This window comes from Plantactinospora sp. CNZ321, assembly GCF_004217235.1.
Genome location: NZ_SHKQ01000001.1, coordinates 5,362,848 through 5,384,545 on the forward strand (window position 1 = coordinate 5,362,848; position 21,698 = coordinate 5,384,545).

At 72.9% G+C, this 21,698-nt stretch carries 20 protein-coding genes; 7 read left to right on the plus strand and 13 right to left on the minus strand.

Annotated elements, in window-relative coordinates; translation table 11 throughout:
* Nucleotides 1–28 precede the first annotated feature (28 nt).
* The 5 genes from EV371_RS23200 to EV371_RS23220 are packed head-to-tail and all read right to left on the minus strand — an operon-like array spanning nucleotide 29 to nucleotide 5,863.
* The gene (locus EV371_RS23200) at nucleotides 29–1,222 is read right to left on the minus strand and encodes a VMAP-C domain-containing protein (protein ID WP_130463918.1); all 1,194 of its coding nucleotides are present in this window, start codon (nucleotides 1,220–1,222) and stop codon (nucleotides 29–31) included.
* The gene (locus EV371_RS23205; protein WP_130463919.1) at nucleotides 1,219–2,661 is read right to left on the minus strand and encodes a CHAT domain-containing protein; all 1,443 of its coding nucleotides are present in this window, start codon (nucleotides 2,659–2,661) and stop codon (nucleotides 1,219–1,221) included. The genes EV371_RS23200 and EV371_RS23205 overlap by 4 nt, the downstream gene beginning before the upstream one ends.
* Nucleotides 2,658–4,586, minus strand: coding sequence for a hypothetical protein (locus EV371_RS23210; RefSeq protein ID WP_130463920.1), 1,929 nt, complete (start codon nucleotides 4,584–4,586; stop codon nucleotides 2,658–2,660). Before EV371_RS23210 ends, EV371_RS23205 begins: the two co-directional genes overlap by 4 nt.
* The gene (locus EV371_RS23215) at nucleotides 4,567–5,532 is read right to left on the minus strand and encodes an AAA family ATPase (protein ID WP_130463921.1); all 966 of its coding nucleotides are present in this window, start codon (nucleotides 5,530–5,532) and stop codon (nucleotides 4,567–4,569) included. Before EV371_RS23215 ends, EV371_RS23210 begins: the two co-directional genes overlap by 20 nt.
* Nucleotides 5,525–5,863 (minus strand): CU044_2847 family protein, encoded by a 339-nt coding sequence (locus EV371_RS23220; protein ID WP_165436815.1) that lies wholly within the window; start codon nucleotides 5,861–5,863, stop codon nucleotides 5,525–5,527. The genes EV371_RS23215 and EV371_RS23220 overlap by 8 nt, the downstream gene beginning before the upstream one ends.
* A 155-nt stretch (nucleotides 5,864–6,018) precedes the next feature.
* Between EV371_RS23220 and EV371_RS23225 the strand changes: the two genes are divergently transcribed.
* The gene (locus EV371_RS23225; protein WP_130463923.1) at nucleotides 6,019–6,903 is read left to right on the plus strand and encodes an ABC transporter substrate-binding protein; all 885 of its coding nucleotides are present in this window, start codon (nucleotides 6,019–6,021) and stop codon (nucleotides 6,901–6,903) included.
* A 35-nt stretch (nucleotides 6,904–6,938) separates the two neighbouring features.
* On the opposite strand, the gene aceB is transcribed toward EV371_RS23225, so the two are convergent.
* Both aceB and aceA read right to left on the minus strand, forming a co-directional pair.
* Complete coding sequence (aceB, locus tag EV371_RS23230; RefSeq protein ID WP_130463924.1) at nucleotides 6,939–8,540, minus strand: malate synthase A; 1,602 nt, start codon at nucleotides 8,538–8,540, stop codon at nucleotides 6,939–6,941.
* Nucleotides 8,540–9,907, minus strand: coding sequence for an isocitrate lyase (gene aceA / locus EV371_RS23235; protein ID WP_130463925.1), 1,368 nt, complete (start codon nucleotides 9,905–9,907; stop codon nucleotides 8,540–8,542). Before aceA ends, aceB begins: the two co-directional genes overlap by 1 nt.
* Nucleotides 9,908–10,147: 240 nt before the next feature.
* On the opposite strand from aceA, the gene EV371_RS23240 reads away from it, so the two are divergent.
* A complete protein-coding gene (locus EV371_RS23240; RefSeq protein WP_130463926.1) occupies nucleotides 10,148–11,545 on the plus strand; it encodes a helix-turn-helix transcriptional regulator in 1,398 nt (465 codons plus the stop codon).
* A gap of 109 nt (nucleotides 11,546–11,654) precedes the next feature.
* On the opposite strand, the gene EV371_RS23245 is transcribed toward EV371_RS23240, so the two are convergent.
* The gene (locus EV371_RS23245) at nucleotides 11,655–13,238 is read right to left on the minus strand and encodes a phospholipase D-like domain-containing protein (RefSeq protein WP_130463927.1); all 1,584 of its coding nucleotides are present in this window, start codon (nucleotides 13,236–13,238) and stop codon (nucleotides 11,655–11,657) included.
* Between the two features lie 171 nt (nucleotides 13,239–13,409).
* Here EV371_RS23245 and EV371_RS33530 point away from each other — a divergent pair, with 171 nt between their 5' ends.
* The 3 genes from EV371_RS33530 (at nucleotide 13,410) to EV371_RS23265 (ending at nucleotide 15,124) form a co-directional block, all read left to right on the plus strand.
* The gene (locus EV371_RS33530; protein ID WP_165436816.1) at nucleotides 13,410–13,874 is read left to right on the plus strand and encodes a hypothetical protein; all 465 of its coding nucleotides are present in this window, start codon (nucleotides 13,410–13,412) and stop codon (nucleotides 13,872–13,874) included.
* Between the two features lie 123 nt (nucleotides 13,875–13,997).
* Complete coding sequence (locus EV371_RS23260; RefSeq protein WP_130463930.1) at nucleotides 13,998–14,516, plus strand: SigE family RNA polymerase sigma factor; 519 nt, start codon at nucleotides 13,998–14,000, stop codon at nucleotides 14,514–14,516.
* On the plus strand, nucleotides 14,516–15,124 hold the full coding sequence (locus EV371_RS23265; protein ID WP_130463931.1) for a hypothetical protein: 609 nt from the start codon (nucleotides 14,516–14,518) through the stop codon (nucleotides 15,122–15,124). Before EV371_RS23260 ends, EV371_RS23265 begins: the two co-directional genes overlap by 1 nt.
* A 92-nt stretch (nucleotides 15,125–15,216) precedes the next feature.
* Here EV371_RS23265 and EV371_RS23270 read toward each other — a convergent pair whose 3' ends face one another.
* Nucleotides 15,217–15,780: a MarR family winged helix-turn-helix transcriptional regulator gene (locus tag EV371_RS23270; protein WP_349339644.1), complete on the minus strand. Its 564-nt coding sequence runs from the start codon at nucleotides 15,778–15,780 to the stop codon at nucleotides 15,217–15,219.
* A 155-nt stretch (nucleotides 15,781–15,935) separates the two neighbouring features.
* On the opposite strand from EV371_RS23270, the gene EV371_RS23275 reads away from it, so the two are divergent.
* Together EV371_RS23275 and yaaA are read left to right on the plus strand one after the other, a co-directional pair.
* Complete coding sequence (locus EV371_RS23275) at nucleotides 15,936–16,595, plus strand: NAD(P)H-dependent oxidoreductase (RefSeq protein WP_130463932.1); 660 nt, start codon at nucleotides 15,936–15,938, stop codon at nucleotides 16,593–16,595.
* Nucleotides 16,596–16,681: 86 nt separating this feature from the next.
* Entirely contained in the window at nucleotides 16,682–17,479 is a 798-nt protein-coding gene (gene yaaA / locus EV371_RS23280; RefSeq protein WP_130463933.1) for a peroxide stress protein YaaA, read from the plus strand.
* Here the strand turns inward: yaaA and EV371_RS23285 are convergent.
* The 4 genes from EV371_RS23285 to EV371_RS23300 form a co-directional block, all read right to left on the minus strand.
* Nucleotides 17,466–18,791 carry an adenylosuccinate synthetase gene (locus tag EV371_RS23285; protein WP_130463934.1) on the minus strand — a complete coding sequence of 442 codons (1,326 nt, stop codon included), beginning with the start codon at nucleotides 18,789–18,791 and terminating at the stop codon, nucleotides 17,466–17,468. The two genes, yaaA and EV371_RS23285, sit on opposite strands and share 14 nt — an antisense overlap.
* Complete coding sequence (locus EV371_RS23290; RefSeq protein ID WP_130463935.1) at nucleotides 18,788–19,750, minus strand: hypothetical protein; 963 nt, start codon at nucleotides 19,748–19,750, stop codon at nucleotides 18,788–18,790. The genes EV371_RS23285 and EV371_RS23290 overlap by 4 nt, the downstream gene beginning before the upstream one ends.
* 29 nt (nucleotides 19,751–19,779) lie before the next feature.
* The gene (locus EV371_RS23295; protein WP_130463936.1) at nucleotides 19,780–20,745 is read right to left on the minus strand and encodes a protein kinase family protein; all 966 of its coding nucleotides are present in this window, start codon (nucleotides 20,743–20,745) and stop codon (nucleotides 19,780–19,782) included.
* A 131-nt stretch (nucleotides 20,746–20,876) separates the two neighbouring features.
* Nucleotides 20,877–21,629 (minus strand): NUDIX domain-containing protein, encoded by a 753-nt coding sequence (locus EV371_RS23300; protein WP_130463937.1) that lies wholly within the window; start codon nucleotides 21,627–21,629, stop codon nucleotides 20,877–20,879.
* Between the last annotated feature and the right edge of the window lie 69 nt (nucleotides 21,630–21,698).

Sequence of the window (21,698 nt, forward strand, 5' to 3'; positions counted from 1 at the left end):
CTTGGTCAGGTCGGTGCCAGTCACGCCGTCACGGTGCCGCAAGCGGCGGGTCCGGATCGGGGCCGCCGACGTCCCAGTAGAACGTCAGATGCCGGCCGGGATGCCCGGGGTCACCGCTGGCCAGGGCGGCCCGGCGCAGCGCCAGGACCCGGTCGGGCAGCCCGAGCAGTGGCCCGGTCGCCAGCCGGCCAATCTGGTCCGCACCGCCCGCGTCGCCGGACCGCCGGTCCCGCAGGACCACCGGGACCCCGGCGTCGACCAGTGCGGAGAGCGGATCCGACCGGCCGCTCCACGCCTCGGGCAGGGCCGGCAGCAGCACGCAGACCGCCTCGGCGGAGATCGCCCGGGACCAGTCGGCCGGGCCGGACGGCGACCGTCCGCCGCGCGGATCGAACCGGTGCACCAGTGCCGGCGACTCGCGCCAGCCGTACTCGCGGAGCACCGCCCGTCGCCGCCACAGCTCGTAGGGACCAGGCATCCGGCTCAGTGCGCGTACCCACACCGGGCGCACCGCGCCGACCGGCGTACCGGTCGCCGGCCAGTGCCACTGGTCCACCGGCCAGGAGAGGATCCGCCGGGGCAACACGAAGTCCACCGCCGAACCGTCGTCGGCCCAGGGAGTGCCTCCGAGGATCCCGGGCAGCCGCGACGCCGCCTCACGCTGGGTCACCGGCTCCTCGCCGCGGACAAGCGCGACCCCCGAGCCGTCGCTGTGGTAGCCCCAGACGTCCAACTGGACCAGATCCCGGTCTATGGGGTCGGTGCGGAGCCGGACCACCACCCGGGCTCCGTACTCCGGTTCACCGGCCGAGCCATGCTCCGGCAGACCCGTGTCGGTCGGCTCGGCCCGCTCGTCGAGCGCCGCGACGAGCAGCGGAAGCTCCGCCGTGCGCACCGGAACCCCGGACCGGGTGCAGATGGTCAGCCAGAGCGCCCGGGGCCCGGCGGGGCCCCGCGCCGTGACCACGAACCGGGCCGGTCCGTAGCTGCCGCCGTACCGGTGCACCACCACCCGATGGTCTCCGCCGGCCTCGACCCGCAACTGCGGTGCGCCCTCCAGCAGGCAGGAGAAGACGAACTCCTCCTGGTCGTGGTGCCACGCCCCGGGCGGGTCGGCGACCCGCAGGTCGACCTCCACCAGGTACCGCTGGCGGGGCGCCATCCGGCGGGGCCACCGGACGACCGGTTCGAGCAGCAGTGTGCCCGGCGCCGCCCCGGTCACGACCCAGCCCCCGGCAGCCGTACGGCGGTGTCGGCGCTGCCGTAGTACGCGTACATGAACGTGTGGAAGAATGGCAGCAGCGCCTTCGCGGCCCGTACGTCGGTGGACCGGGGCACCCGGCGCACCGCGTACGTCCGGCGGAGGTCCCGCAGGGCGACCGCGACCGGTACGTCCGGCTCGCGGCGCAACCGGGCCACGAGTTCGCGCAGCACGATCCGGGCCTGGCTCTCCGAAACCGCGCCGATCGCGCCGAGGAAACCCGCCGCGCCCGCCCGGAGGAACGCCTCGGCGAACCCCCGCAGTGTCGCGTCGTTGTACTGGCGGTCGTAGAGCAGCCGTCCGGAGTGGCAGGCGTTGACGAAGACCAGCGGGCTGTGGCCGCCGAGCAGCGGGAAGCCGTCCGCGCCGACGTCGGCGACGGTGATCTCGTCGTCGAGCCGGAAGTCGAACACCGAGTCGCCGTGCGGGCCGTACTCGCCGTGGCAGGCGACGTAGACCAGCGCCAGCGGATCGCCCGGCTGCCGGAGGCGGTCCAGCAGTTCCCACAGCGACCCGGTGAGGTACGCGCCGACCGTCGCCAACACCTCGGAGTCGGCCGACATCGGCCCGGTCGCGACGTACGCCAGCACCCCGCCCCGGGGCGCCAGTGCCGGTCTCGGCAGGTAGCGGATGCGCTCGTCGGCCCGGACCATCGCGGTCCACCGGCTGAGCGTAGCCAGGCTGCCCAGCCAGTCGCCCTCCACCGGTTCCGCCCCCGAGGGCGGGTCCGACGCCGAGGGCGGGTCCGACGCCGAGGGCGGGTCCGACGCCGAGGGCGGGTCCGACGCCGAGGGCGGGTCCGACCCGTTCGGCGGGGAGGGCGCCGGCACGCCGCCGGGCCGCACACCCGGCAGCCAGTACAGCTCCCACGGAATGCCGAAGTCGGTGTTGTCCCGGATGATCAGATTCACCGAGTCGGGATGCTCGGCGTGCACCGTCTGGAGCCACTGCCGCAACTCCACTTTGGTGCTCGACCAGTCCATCAGGCGCAGAAAGGTCCGAGCCGGCGATTCTCCGTCCCGGGCGATCAGGCGGGCCAGCTCGATCATCGGCGGTCGGCCGTGCCGGTCCGGCGCGGTGTACGGCAGCCTGGCGCAGCAGCAGGTGCCGGTCAGCGCGAACCGTTCACCGCCGGCCGGGTCGTACACCCGGGTCACCTCCAGCACGGCGGTGCCCGGCGGATAGGCGGCGGTGGGGTCCACTTCGGTGGCGCCGAGGCCGGTCGACGGTCCGGTGGGCAGGTCCAGCACCCCCGCCTGCCCGGCCGCCGGAGCCTCCGAGCCGTCGCGCGGCGCCGGGCGCTCCGAACCGCCGGCCGTCGGTGGCCGCGGTGGTGTGCCGACCCAGCTTCGGCCCCGGCCGAAGAGCAGTTGGGACAGCCGGCTGCGCGGGCCGTTCACCGCAGGTCCACCCTGGTCCCCCCGTCCCCGGCCGGGCCGGCGGGGGTCGGCCCGCCGGCACGGCCGGCCACCTCCGCGCCGAGTTCGACGGCGAGCCGGTGCCGCAGGTCGTCGCGTTCGGCACCGGGATCGAGCAACACGGTACGCGCCCGGCGCAGTGTCCTGATCGACCGCGCCACGGCGTACGCGTCGGTGAGGCCGCGTACCCCGACCGAAGTCGCCGGTTCCCCGGTGAGGCTGGACGCCAGCGGAATGTTGCCCCGGCCGTCGGTGACGACGACCAGCACGGTCGCCGATCGGCTGTCCAACTGCCGGGGCTCTTCCCGGCGTAGCAGGTCGCGCGCCAGGTACAGCCCGTGCGCGAGCGGGGTGGCGGGCCCGGCGGGGCGGTCGAGCGCTTCCGCCACCCGGGGGTCGAGGACACCACGGACGGTGAACGCCCGGGCGGCGTATCCGGGATCGGGCGCGGCGGCACCGACCTCCACCACCCCGATCCGGGACCGTACCGCGTAGCCCCAGCGCAGGTAGGGGGCGAGTCCGTCGAGCCAGGCCGAGTCACGCCGGCAGGTGTGGTCCAGCAGCAGCACCAACAGCGGCTCGGTGCGCCGGGCGCGGCGGTGGACGCGCAGGTCGGACGCCTCGATCCGGAACGCGGCGGTCCCGGCCGGAGCCGCGCGCACCGCCTGGAACTTCGCGGCCTCACAGAGGGTCGCGAAAATCGCGACGTCGCGCAGTTGGCTGAGCGTCCCGGTCCCGATGGACCGGCCGCCCCGGCGCCGGGGCGCCGGTGGCCGGCGCGGGGCGGGCTGGGCGCGCAGCACCGAGTCGGTGCGCTCCGTCCGGTACGTCCCGGACTCCCCGACCGGCGCATCCGGGGCGGCCAGCGGGACCGGTGGCAGCACCTCGGGAGTATCCGCGACGCGGACGATCCCGCCCCCGATGACGGCCGGGCCATCCACACCGGCCGGGACATCCAGATCGGCCGGGGCGGCGGGTGCCTTCGTCCGGAGCACCGCGTCGGGATGGGACGGCCGGTCGAGGTCCGGGCCGGACGGCGCCGAACCGACGGACAGGCCGATCAACCGTGCGGCGCTGTCGACGTGTGCCGCGGTCGTCTCGGCGGCACCGTGCAGCGCCGCGTACGCGCCGGCCAGCCGGGCCAGCGCGACATCGCGCCAGCCGCCGTCGGGTGGGTCGAGGAGTTCCACCACCCGCTCGATCGTCCCGGCGGCCGGTGGCGGCACGGTCGACCGTCGTACCGCCGCGTGCCAGGCCGGCGGCGCCGCCGGCCACGGCAGCCCGCCGTCCGGTCCGGGCCGCACCAGCGGAGCCGGGACGATCACGCCGAACCGGTCGACGAGGTGCCGGGGAAGCTGGCCGAGCTGGACCGGCGGGCAGGCCGCGATCCATCGGGCCCTCGGTCGCCAGGTGGCGTCCAAACCGTTGCGGGCCAGGTGCGCCACGGGGGCGCCGAGGGTCGTCACCGCAGCTTGCTTCACCGCCACGCTCGCACTGGGCAGGTCCGGGACGACGACCACGACCGGCGGGTCCGCCGGACCGGAGTCGCCGGACATCACGCCGTGGCCGCCACCCGGGCCGGCACCGTCGGCGGAGCTGGCCGCTCCGGGACCGGCCGGGGTGATCAGCGGACCCGGTTGGACCCGGATCGCGGCGCGGCCGTTCCAGGTTCCCACCCGCAGCCGCGTCCACAGTTCCTCCTCCGTGGTGGCCGCCCCGGCCAGGATGATCGTGGCCCCGCCCCGGTCGCTCGCCGTCCAGAGTGTCGACCACCACCGTGCCAACTGGACGAGATACGCCGGTTCGGCCCCGACCAGCAGCACCCCGCCGAGTTCGGCGCTCACCGCCGCGCAGGCCAGCGCGACCGTGGCCCGGTCGACGGCCGGGTCAGCCAGCGGGTCGGACACGATCCGTCCCGGTGAGTGCGGCGAGGAGCTTGTCGTCGTCGGCCTGCCACGGGATGTCCTCACCCTGGAAGAGTCCCCGCCGTCGGTGCATGATCGCGTGCGGCGCGACCGCGACGATGTCCTGGCGCCGGACGATCGGCCGGGCGTCGAGCGCCGCCCGGGCCCGGGCCGCGGCCACCATCACCTTCTCGCCGCGATGCCCGGCGATGTCGAACTCGATGGCGATCCGCGCGCAGAGTTCGAGCATGGCGTCGTCGACGATCACGTCCGGCAAGCGGGCCCGGGCCTCGCGCAGTATCGCGGCCCGCCGTTGGTCCGCCGCCTCACCCGCCCGCAGCCAGGTCGACTCCTCCTTTGCACACTCCTGGTCGAACCGCAGCACCATGCGGAGGATCTCGGCGCGTCCGGCGGCCGAGGCGTCGGTCTGCACCGGGACCATCAGCCCGAACCGGTCCAGGAGTTGGGGCCGGAGACCGCCCTCCTCCGGGTTCATCGTGCCGACCAGGGTGAACGAGACGGGCAGCTCCGGCTGGTCGATCCCGTCCTGCTGCACGACCAGGACGTTCATGGCGGCCACGTCGAGGATGATGTTCACCAGGTGGTCGTCGAGCAGGTTGACCTCGTCGATGTAGAGCAGATTCGTGTCGTTGGCCCGCTCCAGCAGGCCCGGCTTGCGCAGCGACTCGCCGCGCAGCAGTGCCTCGACGTCCCAGCCGCCGAGCACCCGGTCGTCGGTGGCGTTGACCGGCAGGGTCACCGGCAGCGAGCCGTACATCATCAGGGCGAACGCCCGGACGGTGGTCGACTTCGCGGTGCCGCGCTCGCCGCTGAGCAGTACGCCGCCGACCGCCGGGTTGACGTACGCCAACTCGAGCGCGGTCCGCAGCGCATGCTGGCCCACCAGGTAGCTGAACGGCAGGATCCGGATGGCGGAGCGGTCAGGCATCGGCTCCGCCCGTCTTCCAGCGGAGCAGGACCTGGAGCTGGGCTCCGGCGGTGAGTTCGACGATCCGGGCGCCCACCTTGCCGTCCAGCTTGACGGCGAGTTGGAGTTCGACCTCGTCCGGCCGGCACGCCGCCATCTGGTCCAGGCGCTCGGAAACCGCCGCCGCGCAGGACTCCACCAACTCCAGCGCCTCGGTGAAGAGCGGCCGGCTCGCACTGATCACCCGATCGCCGACGCTGTCCCTGGTGGGTACGTCGTGGTAGATCTCCGCCAGGTCGGCCGCACCGGCTGGCTCGGCCACCTCGATCTTGATCGGTCCTCGCCCGGGCACGGCCTCGACTGCCAAGTGGATCAAAACGCTCCCATCGTCGATGCGGTCCACCAAACGTAGTGGCAAAGTTCCGGAGGGTCAGCCACCTATTCGGACAATCCGGCCGGGGCAGATCGGTTTGCCGCGGGTGGCCGGTCATCGGTCAAGATGGCGGTATGCGCATGGTGTCGTTGCTGCCCTCCGCGACGGAGATCGTCTACGCCCTCGGACTCGGCGACGACCTCGTCGGCGTGACCTTCGAGTGCGACGAGCCGCCGTCGGCCCGGACCGACAAGGCGGTCGTGGTCGGCGGTCGGGACACCCGGGGGATGACACCCGCCGAGATCGACGACTACGTGAAGGCACAGATGTCGGCGGGGGGCGACCTCTACACCCTGCACGCCGACGCCCTCGCCGGGCTGGAGCCGGAGCTGATCCTGACCCAGGACCTCTGCCGGGTCTGCGCACTGCCGTCCGAGCACGTCGAGGACGCCCTCGATCATCTCGGCTGCCGGGCCGACGTGCTGTCGCTGGACCCGTACTCGCTGGAGGAGGTGCTGGGGACGATCCTGGCGGTGGGCGCGCGGGCCGGCGTGCCCGATCGGGCCGAGGCGCTGGTCGGCGCGCTGCGGGACCGGCTCGCGGCGGTCGCCTCGGCGGTCCGGGGCCGGCCCCGCCCCCGGGTCGCGGTGGTGGAGTGGGTCGAGCCGCCGTTCACCGCCGGACACTGGGTGCCCGATCTGGTACGCGCGGCCGGCGGCGAGCCGGTGGCCGCCCGCCCCGGGGCGCGGTCGGTGCAGACCACCTGGCAGGAGTTCGCCGACGCCGGGCCGGAGATCGTGCTCGTCACCCCGTGCGGCTTCCACCTGGACGGCGCCGCCCGGCAGGCCGAGGTCGTCGCGCGCCGGCTGCCCGGGGTCGCGGTCTGGGCGGTCGACGCGGACGGCCTGGTGGTCCGCCCCGGTCCGCGCCTGGTGGACGGGGTCGAGGCGATCGCCGCGATCCTGCACCCGGGCACCGTGCCCGAGCCGCCGGGCGGAGCCGTCGCCCGGATCGCCTGACCCGACGACCCGGAGCAGTCGCGGGCGCCGATCCGCTACCGGGCGGACACCGCCGGGGTCACCAGGTGCCGGGCGTACGCCTCGGTGGTGAAGAAGGCCGGCAGCTCCTCGCCGAGCGCGGTCCGGACGAAGATCTCCGCCGCCCGGGTCAGCCGGTCCCGGTCGGTGACCGACCGCTCCGCGGCCAGCCGGGTCACCTCCTCGACCAGGATCGACCGGACCAGTTCCTCGGTGACCCGGCCGCCCTCGGCCAGCGGTGTCGCGTGGTGCAGCCACTGCCACACCTGGCAGCGGGCGATCTCGGCCGTGGCGGCGTCCTCCATCAGGTCGAAGATGGCCGCCGCGCCGGTACCGCCCAGCCAGGCGTCGAAGTACCGCAGCGCCACGGCGACGTTGCCGCGCAGTCCCGCGTCGGTGACCCGGCCCGGGGTACGGTCGACCGACAGCAGATCGTCCGCGCCGACGGTGACCTCGGGGCGACGCCGGTCGAGCTGGTGCGGACGGTCGCCGAGGACGGTGTCGAAGGCCTCCCGGCAGATCGGGACCAGCCCGGGGTGGGCCACCCAGGAGCCGTCGAACCCGTCGGCGGCCTCCCGCTCCTTGTCCGCCCGGACCCTGCCGAGTGCGACGGCGTTGACCTGCGGATCCCGGCTCGGGATGAAGGCGGCCATCCCCCCGATCGCGTGCGCGCCCCGCCGGTGACAGGTTCGGACCAGCAGTTCGGTGTACGCCCGCATGAACGGCACGGTCATCGTCACCTCGGCCCGGTCCGGCAGTACGAAGTCGTCCCGCCAGCCGAAGTTCTTGACGATGCTGAAGATGTAGTCCCACCGCCCGGCGTTCAGCCCGGCGCAGTGCTCGCGGAGTTCGTACAGGATCTCGTCCATCTCGAACGCGGCGGTGATGGTCTCGATCAGCACGGTGGCCCGGATGGTTCCCTGCGGGATGCCGAGGTAGTTCTGCGCGAACCGGAAGACGTCGTTCCACAGCCGTGCCTCCCGGTGGCTCTCCAGCTTCGGGAGGTAGAAGTACGGGCCACTGCCGGCGTCGAGTTGCCGACCGGCGCAGTGGAAGAGGTAGAGCCCGAAGTCGACAAGGGTGGCCGAGATGGCCCTCCCGTCGACCACGATGTGCTTCTCGACCAGGTGCCAGCCGCGCGGCCGGACCACGATGGTGGCGAGCTCCTCGCCGAGGGCGTAGCGCTTGCCGCCGGGCGCGGTGAAGTCGATCCGGCGGTCGATCGCGTCGACCAGGTTGAGCTGCCCGCCGATCACGTTCTCCCAGGTCGGCGCGAGCGCGTCCTCGAAGTCGGCCAGCCACACCCTCGCGCCGGAGTTCAGCGCGTTGACCGTCATCTTCCGGTCGGTCGGCCCGGTGATCTCGACCCGCCGGTCGTGCAGGCCCGGTGCCGGCGGCGCCACCCGCCAGCTCGGGTCGGCTCGGATCGCCTCGGTCTCCGGCAGGAAGCCGGGGAGCTGGCCGTCGGCGTAGCGAGCCCGGCGGGCCCGGCGGGTGTCCAGCAGGGCCACCCGGCGGGCCGCGAACTCGCTGTCGAGCGCGACCAGGAAGTCCAGCGCCTTCGGGCTGAGAATCTCGTCGTACCGCTCCCGCAGCGGCCCGGTCACCACGATCCGCATCAGAACTGCTCCTCCTCGGTGGAACCGCGCAGGGCGGTGGTCTCGGCGGCCGGGTTCAGCACCGTACTGACCAGGTCGAAGTAGCCGGTGCCGACCTCGCGCTGGTGCTTGACCGCCGTGTAGCCGTACGCCTCGGCGGCGAACTCCCGCTCCTGCAACGACACGTACGCCGGCATGCCGTCGGTGGCGTAGCCCCGGGCCAGGTCGAACATCGAGTAGTTCAGCGCGTGGAAGCCGGCCAGGGTGATGAACTGGAAGCGGTAGCCCATGTGCCCGAGCTCGCGCTGGAACTTGGCGATGGTGGCGTCGTCGAGATGCCTGCGCCAGTTGAACGACGGCGAGCAGTTGTAGGCCAGCAACTGGTCCGGGTACACCGCCCTGATCTCCTCGGCGAACCGGCGGGCCAGCTCCAGGTCCGGAGTGCTGGTCTCCATCCAGAGCAGGTCGGCGTGGGGGGCGTAGGCGAGTCCCCGGGCCACGCAGGCGTCGAATCCGTTGCGGACCCGGTAGAAGCCCTCGGCGGTCCGCTCGCCGGTGACGAACGGGCGGTCCCGCTCGTCGACGTCGGTGGTGAGCAGCGTCGCCGCCTGCGCGTCGGTACGCGCGATGATCACCGAGGGGACCCCGGCCACGTCGGCGGCGAGCCGGGCGGCATTGAGGGTCCGGATGTGCTGTCCGGTCGGCACCAGCACCTTGCCGCCGAGGTGCCCGCACTTCTTCTCCGATGCGAGCTGGTCCTCCCAGTGCACCCCGGCCGCGCCGGCGACGATCATCGCGCTCATCAGCTCGTACGCGTTCAGCGGGCCGCCGAACCCGGCCTCGGCGTCGGCGACGATCGGGGCGAGCCAGTCGATCCCGGCGTCGTCGCCCCCGCTGCCGCGACCGTCCGCGGTCCCGATCCGGCCCTCTGCGGTCCCGATCCGGCCCTCTGCGGTCCCGATCCGGCCCTCTGCGGTCCCGATCCGGCGCTCTACGGTCTCGATCTGGCCGGCGCGCAGCAGAGCGTTGTTGATCCGGCGTACCACCGCCGGCACCGAGTTGGCCGGATAGAGACTCTGGTCCGGATAGGTCTGCCCGGAGAGGTTGGCGTCGGCGGCGACCTGCCAGCCGGAAAGGTAGATCGACTTGAGTCCGGCCCGGACCATCTGCACCGCCTGGTTGCCGGTGAGTGCACCGAGCGCCGGGACGAAGTCCTCCCGGTGCAGCAGTTCCCAGAGTCGCCGAGCGCCCCGGTCGGCGAGGGTGTGCTGCTCCTGCACCACGCCGCGCAGCCGGACGACGTCCTCGGCGCGATAGGTGCGTTCGACGCCCCGCCAACGCGGGTCGGTGGCCCATTCGGTACGCAACCGCTCTGCCGGCGTGCTCATGGAAGCCTCCTCCGAGGTTCGGTCGATAATCGACGACTCACCGTCCACCAGGACTTGTCGAAACTGTGGCATGGGCGTGACTGACGGGTCGAGACACGGAAGCAGCCAACTATTGAAAAGTCCCGGCCGCATTTTGCGAAGTTGCAAATGAGCTTCTTTACAGGTGTGTTAATGTGACTGGATCCGGCGGCGGCGCCGGAGGAGGAGGAAGGGCAGGACGGGACGGGGAAGGGAGATGCCGTGGCCAAGACGTTCGCGGGTGCGCGGCTGCGTCGGTTGCGCGAGGAGCACGGGATCAACCAGATCGAGCTCGCCCGGCAGCTCGCCATCTCGCCCAGCTATCTCAACCAGATAGAGCACGACTCCCGCCCGCTGACCGTCCCGGTGCTGATCCGGATCACCGAGGTCTTCGGTGTCGACACCACATACTTCGCACCGCACGACACGCCCCGGCTCGTCGCCGAGCTGCGCGAGGCGCTGCCGACCCGGGCCAGCCTGCCCGATCTCACCGAACTCGCCGGCAAGTTGCCCGAGGTGGCGGAGGCGGTGATCGACCTCTACCGGCGTTACCGCCAGGTCGACGACCAGCTCGCCGAGGTGGTCGGCGACCGGGGGCTGATGCCCGGTCGCAGTCCGCACGACCAGGTCAGCGACTTCTTCTACCGGCGGCAGAACTACGTCCCCCAGCTGGACGAGGCGGCCGAGGCGCTGGCCGGGCAGATCGGGATCCGCCGGGGCGAGACCCGGGCCGCGCTGAGCGACCGGCTGGCCGGCCGGCACGACATCCGGATCGTCCGGCAGGACCCGGACTCACTCGCCGGCGACCTGCACCGCTACCGCCCGGAGACCCGCACCCTGCACCTGTCGACATCGCTGCGCTCGGGCCAGCGGGCGATCCGGATGGGTGCGCAGATCGCGCTGCTGGAATTCGCCGACGTCATCGACGAAATCATCGAGGAGGAAAACGTCGCCGACCTCCAGACGCAGATTCTCATGCGGGTCGGGTTGGCGAACTATTTCGCCGCCGCGCTGATTCTGCCGTACCGGGAATTCCTCACCGCAGCCGAGACGATGCGCTACGACATCGAGCTGCTGACCGACCACTTCGCGATGGGCTGGGAAAGCGTCTGCCACCGGCTGAGCACCCTGCAACGGCCGAGGGCGCGCGGGGTGCCCTTCTCGTTCGTCCGGGTGGACCGGGCCGGCAACATGTCCAAGCGCCAGTCGGCGACCGGCTTCCCGTTCTCCCGCTCCGGCGGCACGTGTCCACTCTGGAACGTCTACGAGGCGTTCGGGGCGCCCGGCCAGGTGATGACGCAGGTGGCGGCGATGCCCGACGGCCAACGCTACCTGTGGATCGCCCGCACCGTGACCCGGCACCACGGCGGGTACGGCCAGCCCGGCAAGACGTTCGCGATCGGGCTGGGCTGCGAGACCCGGCATGCCGGCCGGCTCGTCTACTCCGCCGGGATGGACCTGCACGCCACCGAGGCGGCCACCCCGATCGGGCCCGGTTGCAAGACCTGCGAGCGGATGACCTGCCCACAGCGGGCCGCCCAACCGATCGGCCGGCAACTCGACCTCGACGAGAACCGGAGCACCTTCATCCCGTACCCGCTGCGGGAACGGGACGGCTAGTCCACAGCAGACGTGAGCCTTTGGAAAGGTTCCACCGGCGTACGCCGAGAAAGCGCGTACCGTGACGGCCCGTCTTCGGGCACCGGCCGCCCGCTTCCGGGCTCCGGGTCTACCAGTTGCCGGCGCGGCGGTCCCGCCAGGCTCGCCCGTCCGGGTCGTAGACCAGCCGGTACGCCGGGACGGCCCAGAGCCGCTGATGCCACGGTAGCCGGCTGGTTTCGTGCGGAACCAGCCGGCCCGGCGGCCGGGAACCGTGCCGACCACCCGCGTGCCAGTCCCGCAGCGCGTTCGCGGCGGCGTCGATGGCGCGGATCGCCGAGTCGGGGTCGAGCAGATCCCGGTCGTCACCGGACGCCCGGTCCAGGTGCTCGCGGAGCAGAGCCAGCCGCAGGTCACGTGGGAAACGCCGGGCGCCGTCGCCGAGGCCGGCCGGGTCGCGGGGCTCCCGCTCGTCCCGAGTGTCGTCGAGAACGGCGCAGGAGAGCTCGCTGTCGTGGGTCCAGGACCGCCGGTTGAAGTTGTCGCTGCCGACGCTGCACCAGACGTCGTCCACCACGCAGACCTTGGCGTGCACGTAGACGGGAGTGCCGGCGTGGTTCTCCACGTCGTACACGTGCACCCGGTCCGCGGCGGCCTCCCGGCAGAGCGCGATGGCCTGCTCCCGGCCGACCTGGTTGGGCGGCAGCGCGAGCCGGCCGTCCACGTCCGGATGCCGGGGCACGACGGCGACGAGGTGCAGGTCGGGGTTGTCGCGCAGCGCGTCGGCGAAGAGCTTCGCCACCTCCCGGGACCAGAGGTACTGGTCCTCCAGGTAGACCAGCCGGCGGGCCCGCTTGATCGCCTTGGTGTAGCCCCGGGCGACGGTCTGCTCGCCGAGCCTCGCGAACTCGTAGGCCGGGCGCATCGCCGGATAGGTCCGGAGCACCTGGACCCGGTGCGGGCCGCAGGGCGGCGGGTCGGGCGGCTGCGGCGGTAGCCGGTCGGCATGCAGGTCCGCGCCGCGCAGCCTGTCGCGTACGGTGCTGACCGGCCCGTGCTGGTCCAGCGGCGCCGGGTCGGTCCAGCGCTCCCGGAAGGTGAGGTCGAGCGCGCCGACGACCGGGCCGCGCAGCGCGAGCTGCACGTCGTGCCAGGGCGGACGGTCGCCGTACGCCCCGGCCATCCGCACCGCCTGCGGGTCGCCGCGATGCTCGGCGTCGTCGCGCCGGCTGTGGCACAGGTCGATGCCGCCGACGAACGCGACGTCCCGCTCCGGCTCGGCCGGATGCCGGAGTACGACCAGCTTCTGGTGATGCGAGCCGCCACGCCTGACCCGATGGTCGAGCAGTACCTCGCCACCGGCCGCCTCGACCGCCTCGCCGAGATTCCGGTTCTCCTCGTGGCTGTAGGCGAACCGGTCGAGGTGGGAGCGCCAGATCAGCCCCTTGACGACCACGCCGCGCCGGGCGGCGGCGCAGAGCAGCTCGGCGATGGTGGGACCGCCCTCCCGCAGCCGCTCGTCCGGATCGCCCCGCCAGTCGGTGAAGAAGAGGTGGTCACCCTCGTCGAGAGCCTCGACCTCGGTGACGAGCCGGTCGAAGTAGGTGGCACCGTGGATCAGCGGCTGGACCAGGTTGCCCTCGGTCCAGACGGGGAGGGCGGAGTCGGGGTTGTCCCGCTCCGCCTCGGTGAGAAACCAGCCCTGAGCAGGCACACGGCACCTTCCGGTAGGCGATCACCCCACGGTAGGACGGACGCCGCCTCCGTGCATCCCGCACCGTCTCGACGAGTCATCGAGAATTTTCTCGGCCGGCGGCAACCTGCGGGGCTCGGATCGCATGTACCCGGATGTAAGCAAACACCATCACCATCAGGGAGCTCGAAAATGTCCGCACGTCACGGTCTGCTGCCCGTCGCCGCCATCGCCCTCGGGCTCACCGCCTGCGGTTCGACGTCGGCTTCCGCTCCAATCTCGACTACCCCGCCCCCGGCGGCTCCCGCCTCCGCCGTGGCAGCTCCGGCCTCGGCTGCTCCGGCGGAGCGTGCTCCCGCCTCGGCGCGCCCCGCCGGCACCGAGTCGCCGGCCGGAGCCGGGGCCGGGAAGTGCCCCTCGGCCAAGACCCTCGAGCGGCTCGTGGACCTGCCGAAGGGCTGGCACTTCGTCCCGTCGAGTGTGGAGTGCTGGAAGGGTTGGGCGACGGCCGACCCCGAGGGGCCGAGCGTCGGCGACGGCGTCTACCTCTTCCGGTACGAGGCCGGCACGGGCTGGCGGTTCCACAGCGAGGGCAGCGGTTACCACTGCCGGGACCTCGGCATCCACGAGGATGCGCCGTTCTGCCAGTACCCCTGAGCTCGGCGACCGAGGGGGAGCGCGATGGTCCGCACCGCCTACGGTGTACGGCACGGGCAGCCGGAGGTGCCGACATCGCCGCCGCCTGGGCGAAATTCGGCGCATCGGGAGCAGGAGCCGAGGATGTCCAACTCCATAGACGACCTTTTTTGCGAGTTTGTTCGAACCCGGTCGCCCGCGCTGCTGCGGACGGCGTTCCTGCTGACCGGTGACCGCCACCTCGCCGAGGACCTGGTGCAGGATGCGCTGGCCCGTACCCATCGGGGCCGACATCGGCTGGATGACCCCGGCCATTTCGAGGCCTACACCCGTACGGCCATGTACCACCAGCACGTGAGCTGGTGGCGACGCCGCAAGGTGGCCGAGTCCCTCCCCGGCGACCTCACCGACGTGATTCAGCCGGGCAGTGACCACGCCCGCCGTACCGATCTCAAGCTCGCCCTGCATCAGGCCCTCGACCGGCTCACCCGGCGGCAACGTGCGGTGCTGGTGCTGCGCTTCTTCGAGGATCGCAGCGAGGCCGAGGCCGCGGACCTGCTGCAGTGCTCGGTCGGCACGATCAAGAGCCAGACCAGCAAGGCGCTGGCCCGCATCCGGGAGATGGCGCCCGAACTGCTTTCGGCCGTAATGGAGGAAGCCTGATGACCGACAACCTCGGGCCGCTGCGTCAGGCCATGTCCGATCTGGCCGAGCACGGTGGCAGCGCCGACATGTACGAGCGGTCCCTGCACCGGTCCCGGCAGGTGCAACGACGCGCCCGGGTCGCCACGGCCGCCACGGCCGGGGTGGCGGTGTTCGCCATCGGTGGTGCGGTCGCCCTCGCCACCGCCAACCGGCCGAATCCGCCGGCCCCGGTGGCGACCCAGGCACCGTCACCGAGCGTCGGTCCGACCTCGGCGGCGCCCAGCGTCGCACCGACTCCCGCGGCCCCCAGCAGGACACCGCAGTCACCGTCGCCGGACCCGTCCACCCGTACCAGTAATCGGCCTCGATATCCGGACTGCCCCTCCGCGAAGGCCCTGGAGAGGCTCGCCGACCTGCCGAAGGACTGGCATTTCGTTCCCTCACGCGTGCAGTGCTGGCGGAACTGGGCGACGGCCAGCCCGGAGGGTCCGACCGTCGGCGACGGCATCTACCTGTTCCAGTACAGGGCCGGCACGGGCTGGCGGTACCACAGCCAGGGCAGCGGATACCGCTGCGAGGACCTGGGGATCACTACCGGCAACCCACCGTTCTGCGAGATGGGTTAGCTGGACCAGCACGATCTGACGAAAGTCGATGTGACGGTCACGATGCGGACCGTGACGACCGGCGCCGGTCGGATCGGATCGGGCCGTCGATCTCAGCGCCGACGGCGGCTTCGGGTGTCCCGCTCGTTCAGTTCCTCGACCACCTGGCAGGCGTTGTACATGGGGTCGAGCCGGTCCGCGTGGATCGCGACGCGTTGCAGGAGCTCCTTGAAGGCCGACTCGTCTTTGCCGAGTACGCGGAGGATCTCGGCTTCGGCACCGGCCAGGGCTGCCTGCCGCTCCTGCCAGAGCGCCTTTCCGGCGTCGGTCGCGACCACCCGGCGGCTGCGCCGGTCGGCCGGGTCGGGTTGCCGGGAGACGAGTCCGGCGTCCTCCAGGTCGTCGATCAGGTAGGTGAGGACCGTCCGGTCGATGCCCAGCTGGGCGGCCATCGCCCCCTGGTTGGTGGCCAGGTTCTGGCTCGCCGAGGCGACGACCTGGTAGCCCCGGGGGCCGCCCGGCACGTCCTTGACGACCTCCTCTGCCGCACGGAGGTAGCGCCGCATGATCACCCCGAGCGCCCAGGCGAAGTCGTCCTTGAGCAACTCCGCCGCGAGCCGTCCGCTGCCGTCCCCGGGACTGGCGGCGGATGGTGCGGGAGCTGCGGCGTCGGGCACCTGACCAGCATACCCGCCGGAAAGATCATCGCTCCTGAGATGTTCTGTGAGACCGAAATATTTTTCAGGAGATAATATAAGTCACAGTTGTGCTGTTGTGTCGCTGGTCTGCGATTAGTTTGGTCGCGATCGCAGAACTTCTCTCGGAGGTAAGAGTGAGCCTCTTCCGACTCGACGCCAGCATCCGCGGCGAGCAGTCCGTCAGCCGGGCCGTCGCCGACACCGCCGAAGCGGCGTGGACCCGTACCCACCCGTCCGGGCTGGTCGTCCGACGCGACCTGTTCGCCTCGCCGGTCCCGGTCGACGCCTGGCCCGCGGCGGTGACCGCCGGATTCGTCCCGGCAGACGAACGCACCGAGGCCCAGGCCCGGGCCGTCGGCCTCGCCTCGACCTACGTCGACGAACTCGTCGCGGCCGACGCATACCTGCTCGCCGTGCCGCTCTACAACTACGGCGTCTCCCAGCACGTCAAGTCCTGGGTCGACCTGCTGCTCACCGACCCACGGCTCGCTCCGGGCCAGGAGTCGCCGCTGCGCGGCCGCCCGGCGGCACTGATCGTCACCCGGGGCGGCGGCTACGGCCCGGGTACGCCCCGGGAGGGCTGGGACCACGCCACGCCGTACTACCGCCGCATCTTCGGCGACCTGCTCGGGCTGGACCTGCATCTCTGCGAGGTCGAGCTGACCCTGGCCGAGGTCATCCCGGCGATGGAGCCGCTGCGTGACCTGGCCCGGCAGCACCTCGAAGCGGGCCACGCCTCGGCCGACAAGCACGGCGAACTGCTGGCCCAGCACGCCCTCGACAAGGTGGCCTGACTGCCGCGCCGACCGGTACGCGTCCGGGGCGGCCGTCCGGCCCGCCCCGTACGCGTACCGCGGCCCGCTGCGTAGGCTTGCTGGTCGTGCTGATCCTGCTGCCTCCCTCCGAGGGGAAGACCGCGCCCCGCTCTGGTCGGCCGGTCGACCCGGACGCGCTGAGCCAGCCGGCGCTCGCTCCCGGCCGGGAACGCGTCCTCGACGCGCTCGTCACGCTCTGCTCCGTCCCGGACCGGGACCGGGCGCGGGAGGTGCTCGGGCTCAGCCCCGGGCAGGACGAGGAGGTGGACCGCAACGCCCGGCTGCGTACCGCCCCGGCCCAGCCGGCCGCCAAGGTCTACACCGGGGTGCTCTACGACGCGCTCGGCCTGGTTACCCTGCCCGGTCCGGCCCGGGCCCGGGCCCGGCGCTCCGTACTCGTCCTCTCCGGGCTCTGGGGGGTGCTCCGGACGGACGACCGGATCCCGGCGTACCGCTGCGCGATCGGGGTGAACCTGCCCGGGGTGGGCGGGCTGGCCGCGTACTGGCGCGGGCTGCTCGACCCGGTGCTCACCGAGGCGGCCGGCGGCGGGCCGGTGCTCGACCTCCGCTCCAGCGGATACGCGGCGACGTGGCGGCCCACCGGCCGGCTGGCCGAGCGCACCGTGACGGTCCGGGTGCTGCACGAGCAGGTGGTCGGCGGCGAGGTGCGGCGGTCCGTGGTGAGCCACTTCAACAAGGCCAGCAAGGGTCGCCTGGTCCGCGACCTGCTGCTGGCCGGCGCGGCGCCCCGGTCCACCGGCAGGTTGGTCGAGGCGCTGCGCGACCTGAAGTACACCGTCGAGGAGCGGTCGGTGGCCGTTGGCCGCCCCCGCCAGCTCGACCTGGTGGTCACCGAGCTGTGACGCCGGCCGGGACCGTCCGGCCGCGGAGCCGCCCGCCGGGCGACGGCGACCGGGCAGCCCGCCCCGGACCGGGAGACCTGTCGGTGGCCCGCGGACCGTACGAGGTCACCAGGACCGGCAGGTCGAGCAGCGCACCGATCGTCGTCGGCCAGTCGTCCGGCCGGAACAGCACCGCCGGCCGGGCCCGCCGCAGCAGGGCGGTCAGCTCGGCCTGGTGGGCCAGATTCCGCGCCGGCCCGGGAACCAGCCGGAACAGCGGCGCCCGGTCCACCTCGTAACCGGTACAGACCCGCAGCGCCGGCTCCCGGTCCGGCGCGTCGGCGTGGGTGACGGCCAGCGCGTCGACCCCGCCGCAGACCTGGACGGCGTACCGGTGCGCGACCGCGTCGAAGTGCCCGACCCGGAACGGGCCCTGCCAGGGTCCCGTGCCGTTGTGCGGCTCCGGCAGGCGCAGCGTCGGATCCTCGGTGACGAACGGCCCCGCCCCGTGCCGGGTGGTGTACGTCCGTACCACGCCGAGCCGCAGCGCCGACCGTTCCGCCTCGGCCAGCAGCGTCGCCGCGTTGTCGAAGGTCGTGGTCGACCAGGTGGTGTACGGGTGCCAGCCCCGCCACTCGTCCAACAGCACCCCCTGGGCGCCCTCGAAGACGCACGGCCCGTCGCGCAGCAGCCGCCGCCGGACGGCAATCCCGTCCACCACCTCGACCGCCTCGCCGAACGCCCGGAATGCCGCCAGTACGTCGTCGACCGGCGGAGCCCCGCCCGGCGCGGCGTCGAGCGGACCGAGTTCGTCGGTGAGCCGGTCGCGCAGCCGGGTGAGCCGCCGGCGCAGGCGTACCGGGTCACCGGCGTCCGCCGCCCGTGGGGCGTCGGGGTGCTGTTGGGCGTACCGGATGGTTTCGCCGACCCCGACCCCGCACGAACCGTGCCGGTCGGCGCCGCGCCGCAGCTCCCGGAGCTGGTTCGCGGCGCGGTGCCACGGGGTGGCCAGCAGTGCGTCGCCGTCGACGGTCAGCAGCCCGAACGGATCCGGTACCCCCGACCGGGCCAGCGCCGCCGCCTCGGCCGCCAGGGCCAGCGGGTCGACCACGACGAACCGCGACAGGTGGGTGGGCACGCCGCGCAGCGTGCCGGAGCCGAACTGGGCGAAGGTGTGGTGCCGCCCGTCCGGCGCCACCACGTTGTGCGCGGCCTGCGCGCCCCCGTTGAACCGGATCACCGCGGTGACCGGTGCCCGCGCGCAGAGCCAATCCACCGTGCTGCCCTTGCCCGCGTCCCCGTAGCCGAGGTCGACGACGACGGTGTGGTTCACAGCCGGAGGTTCCCGCCGGTGCCGTGGTCGAGGCCGGTCAGCGCGACCGAGCTGTCGACCGGGTCGCGGCGGATCGTGGCCAGCGCCCGGCCGACGCTGGCGCCGACCGCCGAGCCGACCTCGTCGAGATCCCGCAGCCCGGCGTCGAGGTCGATGGCCTGCTCGCCGAGCCCGACGGTGAGCGCGATGGTCTCGCAGACCGCGTCGAGGTCGTCGAGTTCCAGGACGTTCTGGCCGAGCAGCTTCCGCCAGGCGTTCAGGGTGCGGGGGTCGCCGGCGTAGTTGGACCCGCCCGGCAGGATGTAGTAGGTCTCGAAGCTGCGCCGCAGCTCGCGGACGATCTCGGTGACCGCGATCGGCTCGGTGAGCTGGTCCCCGATCACCCGGCGGACCTCCGCCGGCTTGACCCGGTCGTACGGCATCTCGTCGCCGATCAGGAAGAGATAGCCGGTCCGGCCGCGCCCGCGTACGCTGTCCAGCTCGGTGTGCCGGGCCATGAAGTACATCGCCAGCTCGTACGACTCGGTCTGCTGACCGCCGCCGCCGCCCTCCAGGACGATGTTGGCCAGTTGGTCGTCCATCCGGTTGTCCGACTCGAACTGGCCGATCTGCAACGGCACCCGGTCACAGGTGGCGTCGCCGACCGCTCCGAACAGGATCTGCGGATCCCGGGCGTAACCCTTGCGCAGCAGCAGCCCCAGCAGTTGCGGCAGCTTCGCCTGGAGTACCCGGGGCACGTTGCGCATCGACCCGGTGACGTCGAAGAGCACGGCGATCGGGGTCGAGTGCGGGTGTTCGTCGCTGTCCCGGCTCTCCCGGGCGGTCACCCGGTAGGGGCTGAGGTCGGGATGCGCGGTGCGGGCACCGCCGTCGCTGTAGGCGAACGGACTCGCCCCGGTGGCCGCGCGGTAGCTCGCGGCGGCCGAGTACACGTCGGTGGACCAGCGTCCACTCCCCATGGTGTGTCCCTTCGGTCGGGCCTGACGGGTCAGGCCGGCATGGCGAACGGTCGGAATCGGCGGGGGCCGTAGAGGTCGTCGAGTTCGGCGAGGAGCCGCCAGGCGTCGTCGGGGCGCATCGTCGGGCGCTCCAGGCGGCAGCCGTCGGCGAACCGGCGCAGCGCGGGCGGCAGCCGCGGGCCGATCAGCCGGGCCATCAGCTCGGCGGCGGCGTAGATGTCGGTGGCCGGGGTGGCGGGCCGGCGGCCGGGCACCTCGGGCGGATAGGCGTCGCGGTGCCGGGCGACGAGCGCGGGTATCCGCTGGCCGGGCGGTACGGAGTAGCACCAGTCGACCAGGGCGAGGCCGTGCTCGGCGGGGTGGATCAGGACGTGCTCGGGGAGTACCGCGCCGTGCACGAGACCGGCCCGGTGTGCCCAGCCGAGCCCGACGAGCAGCCGGCGCCACATCCAGGCGGCGTCCCGCGGGTCGACCCCGCCGGGGTACCGGCGGGCCACCTCGGCGAGGCTGACGAACCCGTTCAGCCGTTCCAGCACCGGCCCGGTGCGCCGGATCCCGGTCGCCGGATCCTCGTGACTGACGGTGTCCAGCAGTTTCGGGGCGTAGGGCCGGAACCGGTGTTCGCCACGGCGGCAGAGCCGGTCGAGGGCGTCGATCTCGGCGCGTGCCAGGTCGCCGTCGGCCGGGTCGCGGGGCAGTTTCAGCAGGCCGCGCAGCGGCCCGTCGGTGACCTCCCGGAGGGTGCCGATGTCGCCGCTGGCGAAGTCGGCGCCGACGGCCCAGCGGTGGCGCCGGGTCCGGATGACCAGGTTGGTCGCGGCCCAGAGTGCGCCGAGCCGGGCCAGGGCCGCCGTCGCGGTCGCGGTGCGTCCGGCCGGCGCGACGTCGGGGTGCAGGATCTTGACCAATCCGCGGTACGTCGTCGCGCCGTCGACGAATATCTCGGCCGGGGTTCGCGCCCGCTCGACCAGGGCGACCGCCTCGTCGAAGTCCATCCCGCCCTCCCCTTCCGGCCGGCTTGCGGGGCTGCTCCGCCGACCAGGCCGGGTGTGCCGGCAGCCGCCGTCGCGGCCCGGCGGTGCCGCCCGGTCGGGTCGGCGCCCCGCTGCGGAACCGTGCGGCTGTTTCACCGGACCTGCTCCTCCCGAGTGGGCCGGAGCAGGGCCGGATGCAGCAGCGTGGCGTCGCCGGCCCGGTAGAGCCGGGCCCGTGGCCCGCCCCGCTCGCCGCCCCGGCTGGTCGTCCCGCCGGTGCTCTCCACGAAGCCGGGCACCGACAGCACCTTGCGGTGGAAGTTGCCGGGGTGCAGCGGCTCGCCCCAGACCGCGGTGTAGACGGCGCGCAGCTCCCCGATCGTGAACTCCGGCCCGAGAAACGCCGTGCCCAGCGGGGTGTACTCCAGCTTGGCGCGGGCCCGTTCCAGTCCGTCGGCGAGCACGATGTCGTGGTCGAAGGCCAGGTCCCGAACGTCGTCGACGGGCCGCCACGCGGCGCTGGCGGCATCGCCGCCGGCCAGGGGGTCCGGCAGGCTCGGCGCGAACCCGAGGTATGCCACTGACATCACCCGCATCCGCGGGTCTCGCCCCGGGTCGCCGTAGGTGCGCAACTGTTCGAGGTGGACCCTGGCCAGGGCCGCCTCGCCGGGGCGCAACCCGGTCTCCTCGGCCAGCTCGCGGCGGGCCGCCTCGGCCAGCGTCTCGTCCCGGACGAACCCGCCCGGCAGGGCCAACCGCCCTCGGTAGGGGTGTTCGGCCCGCTCGACGAGCAGCACGTGCAGCGCACCGTCCCGGATGGTCAGCACCACGATGTCGACGGTGACCGCGACCGGGGGAAACGCCGTCGGGTCGTAGCCGGCCAGGAACGTGGACTCCGCGCGCATCGTCGCCCCCCAAGTTATTCTCAGACTGAGTCTTTCTCACTTCGAGAAGAAGGTACCGCGCGGCGGTCG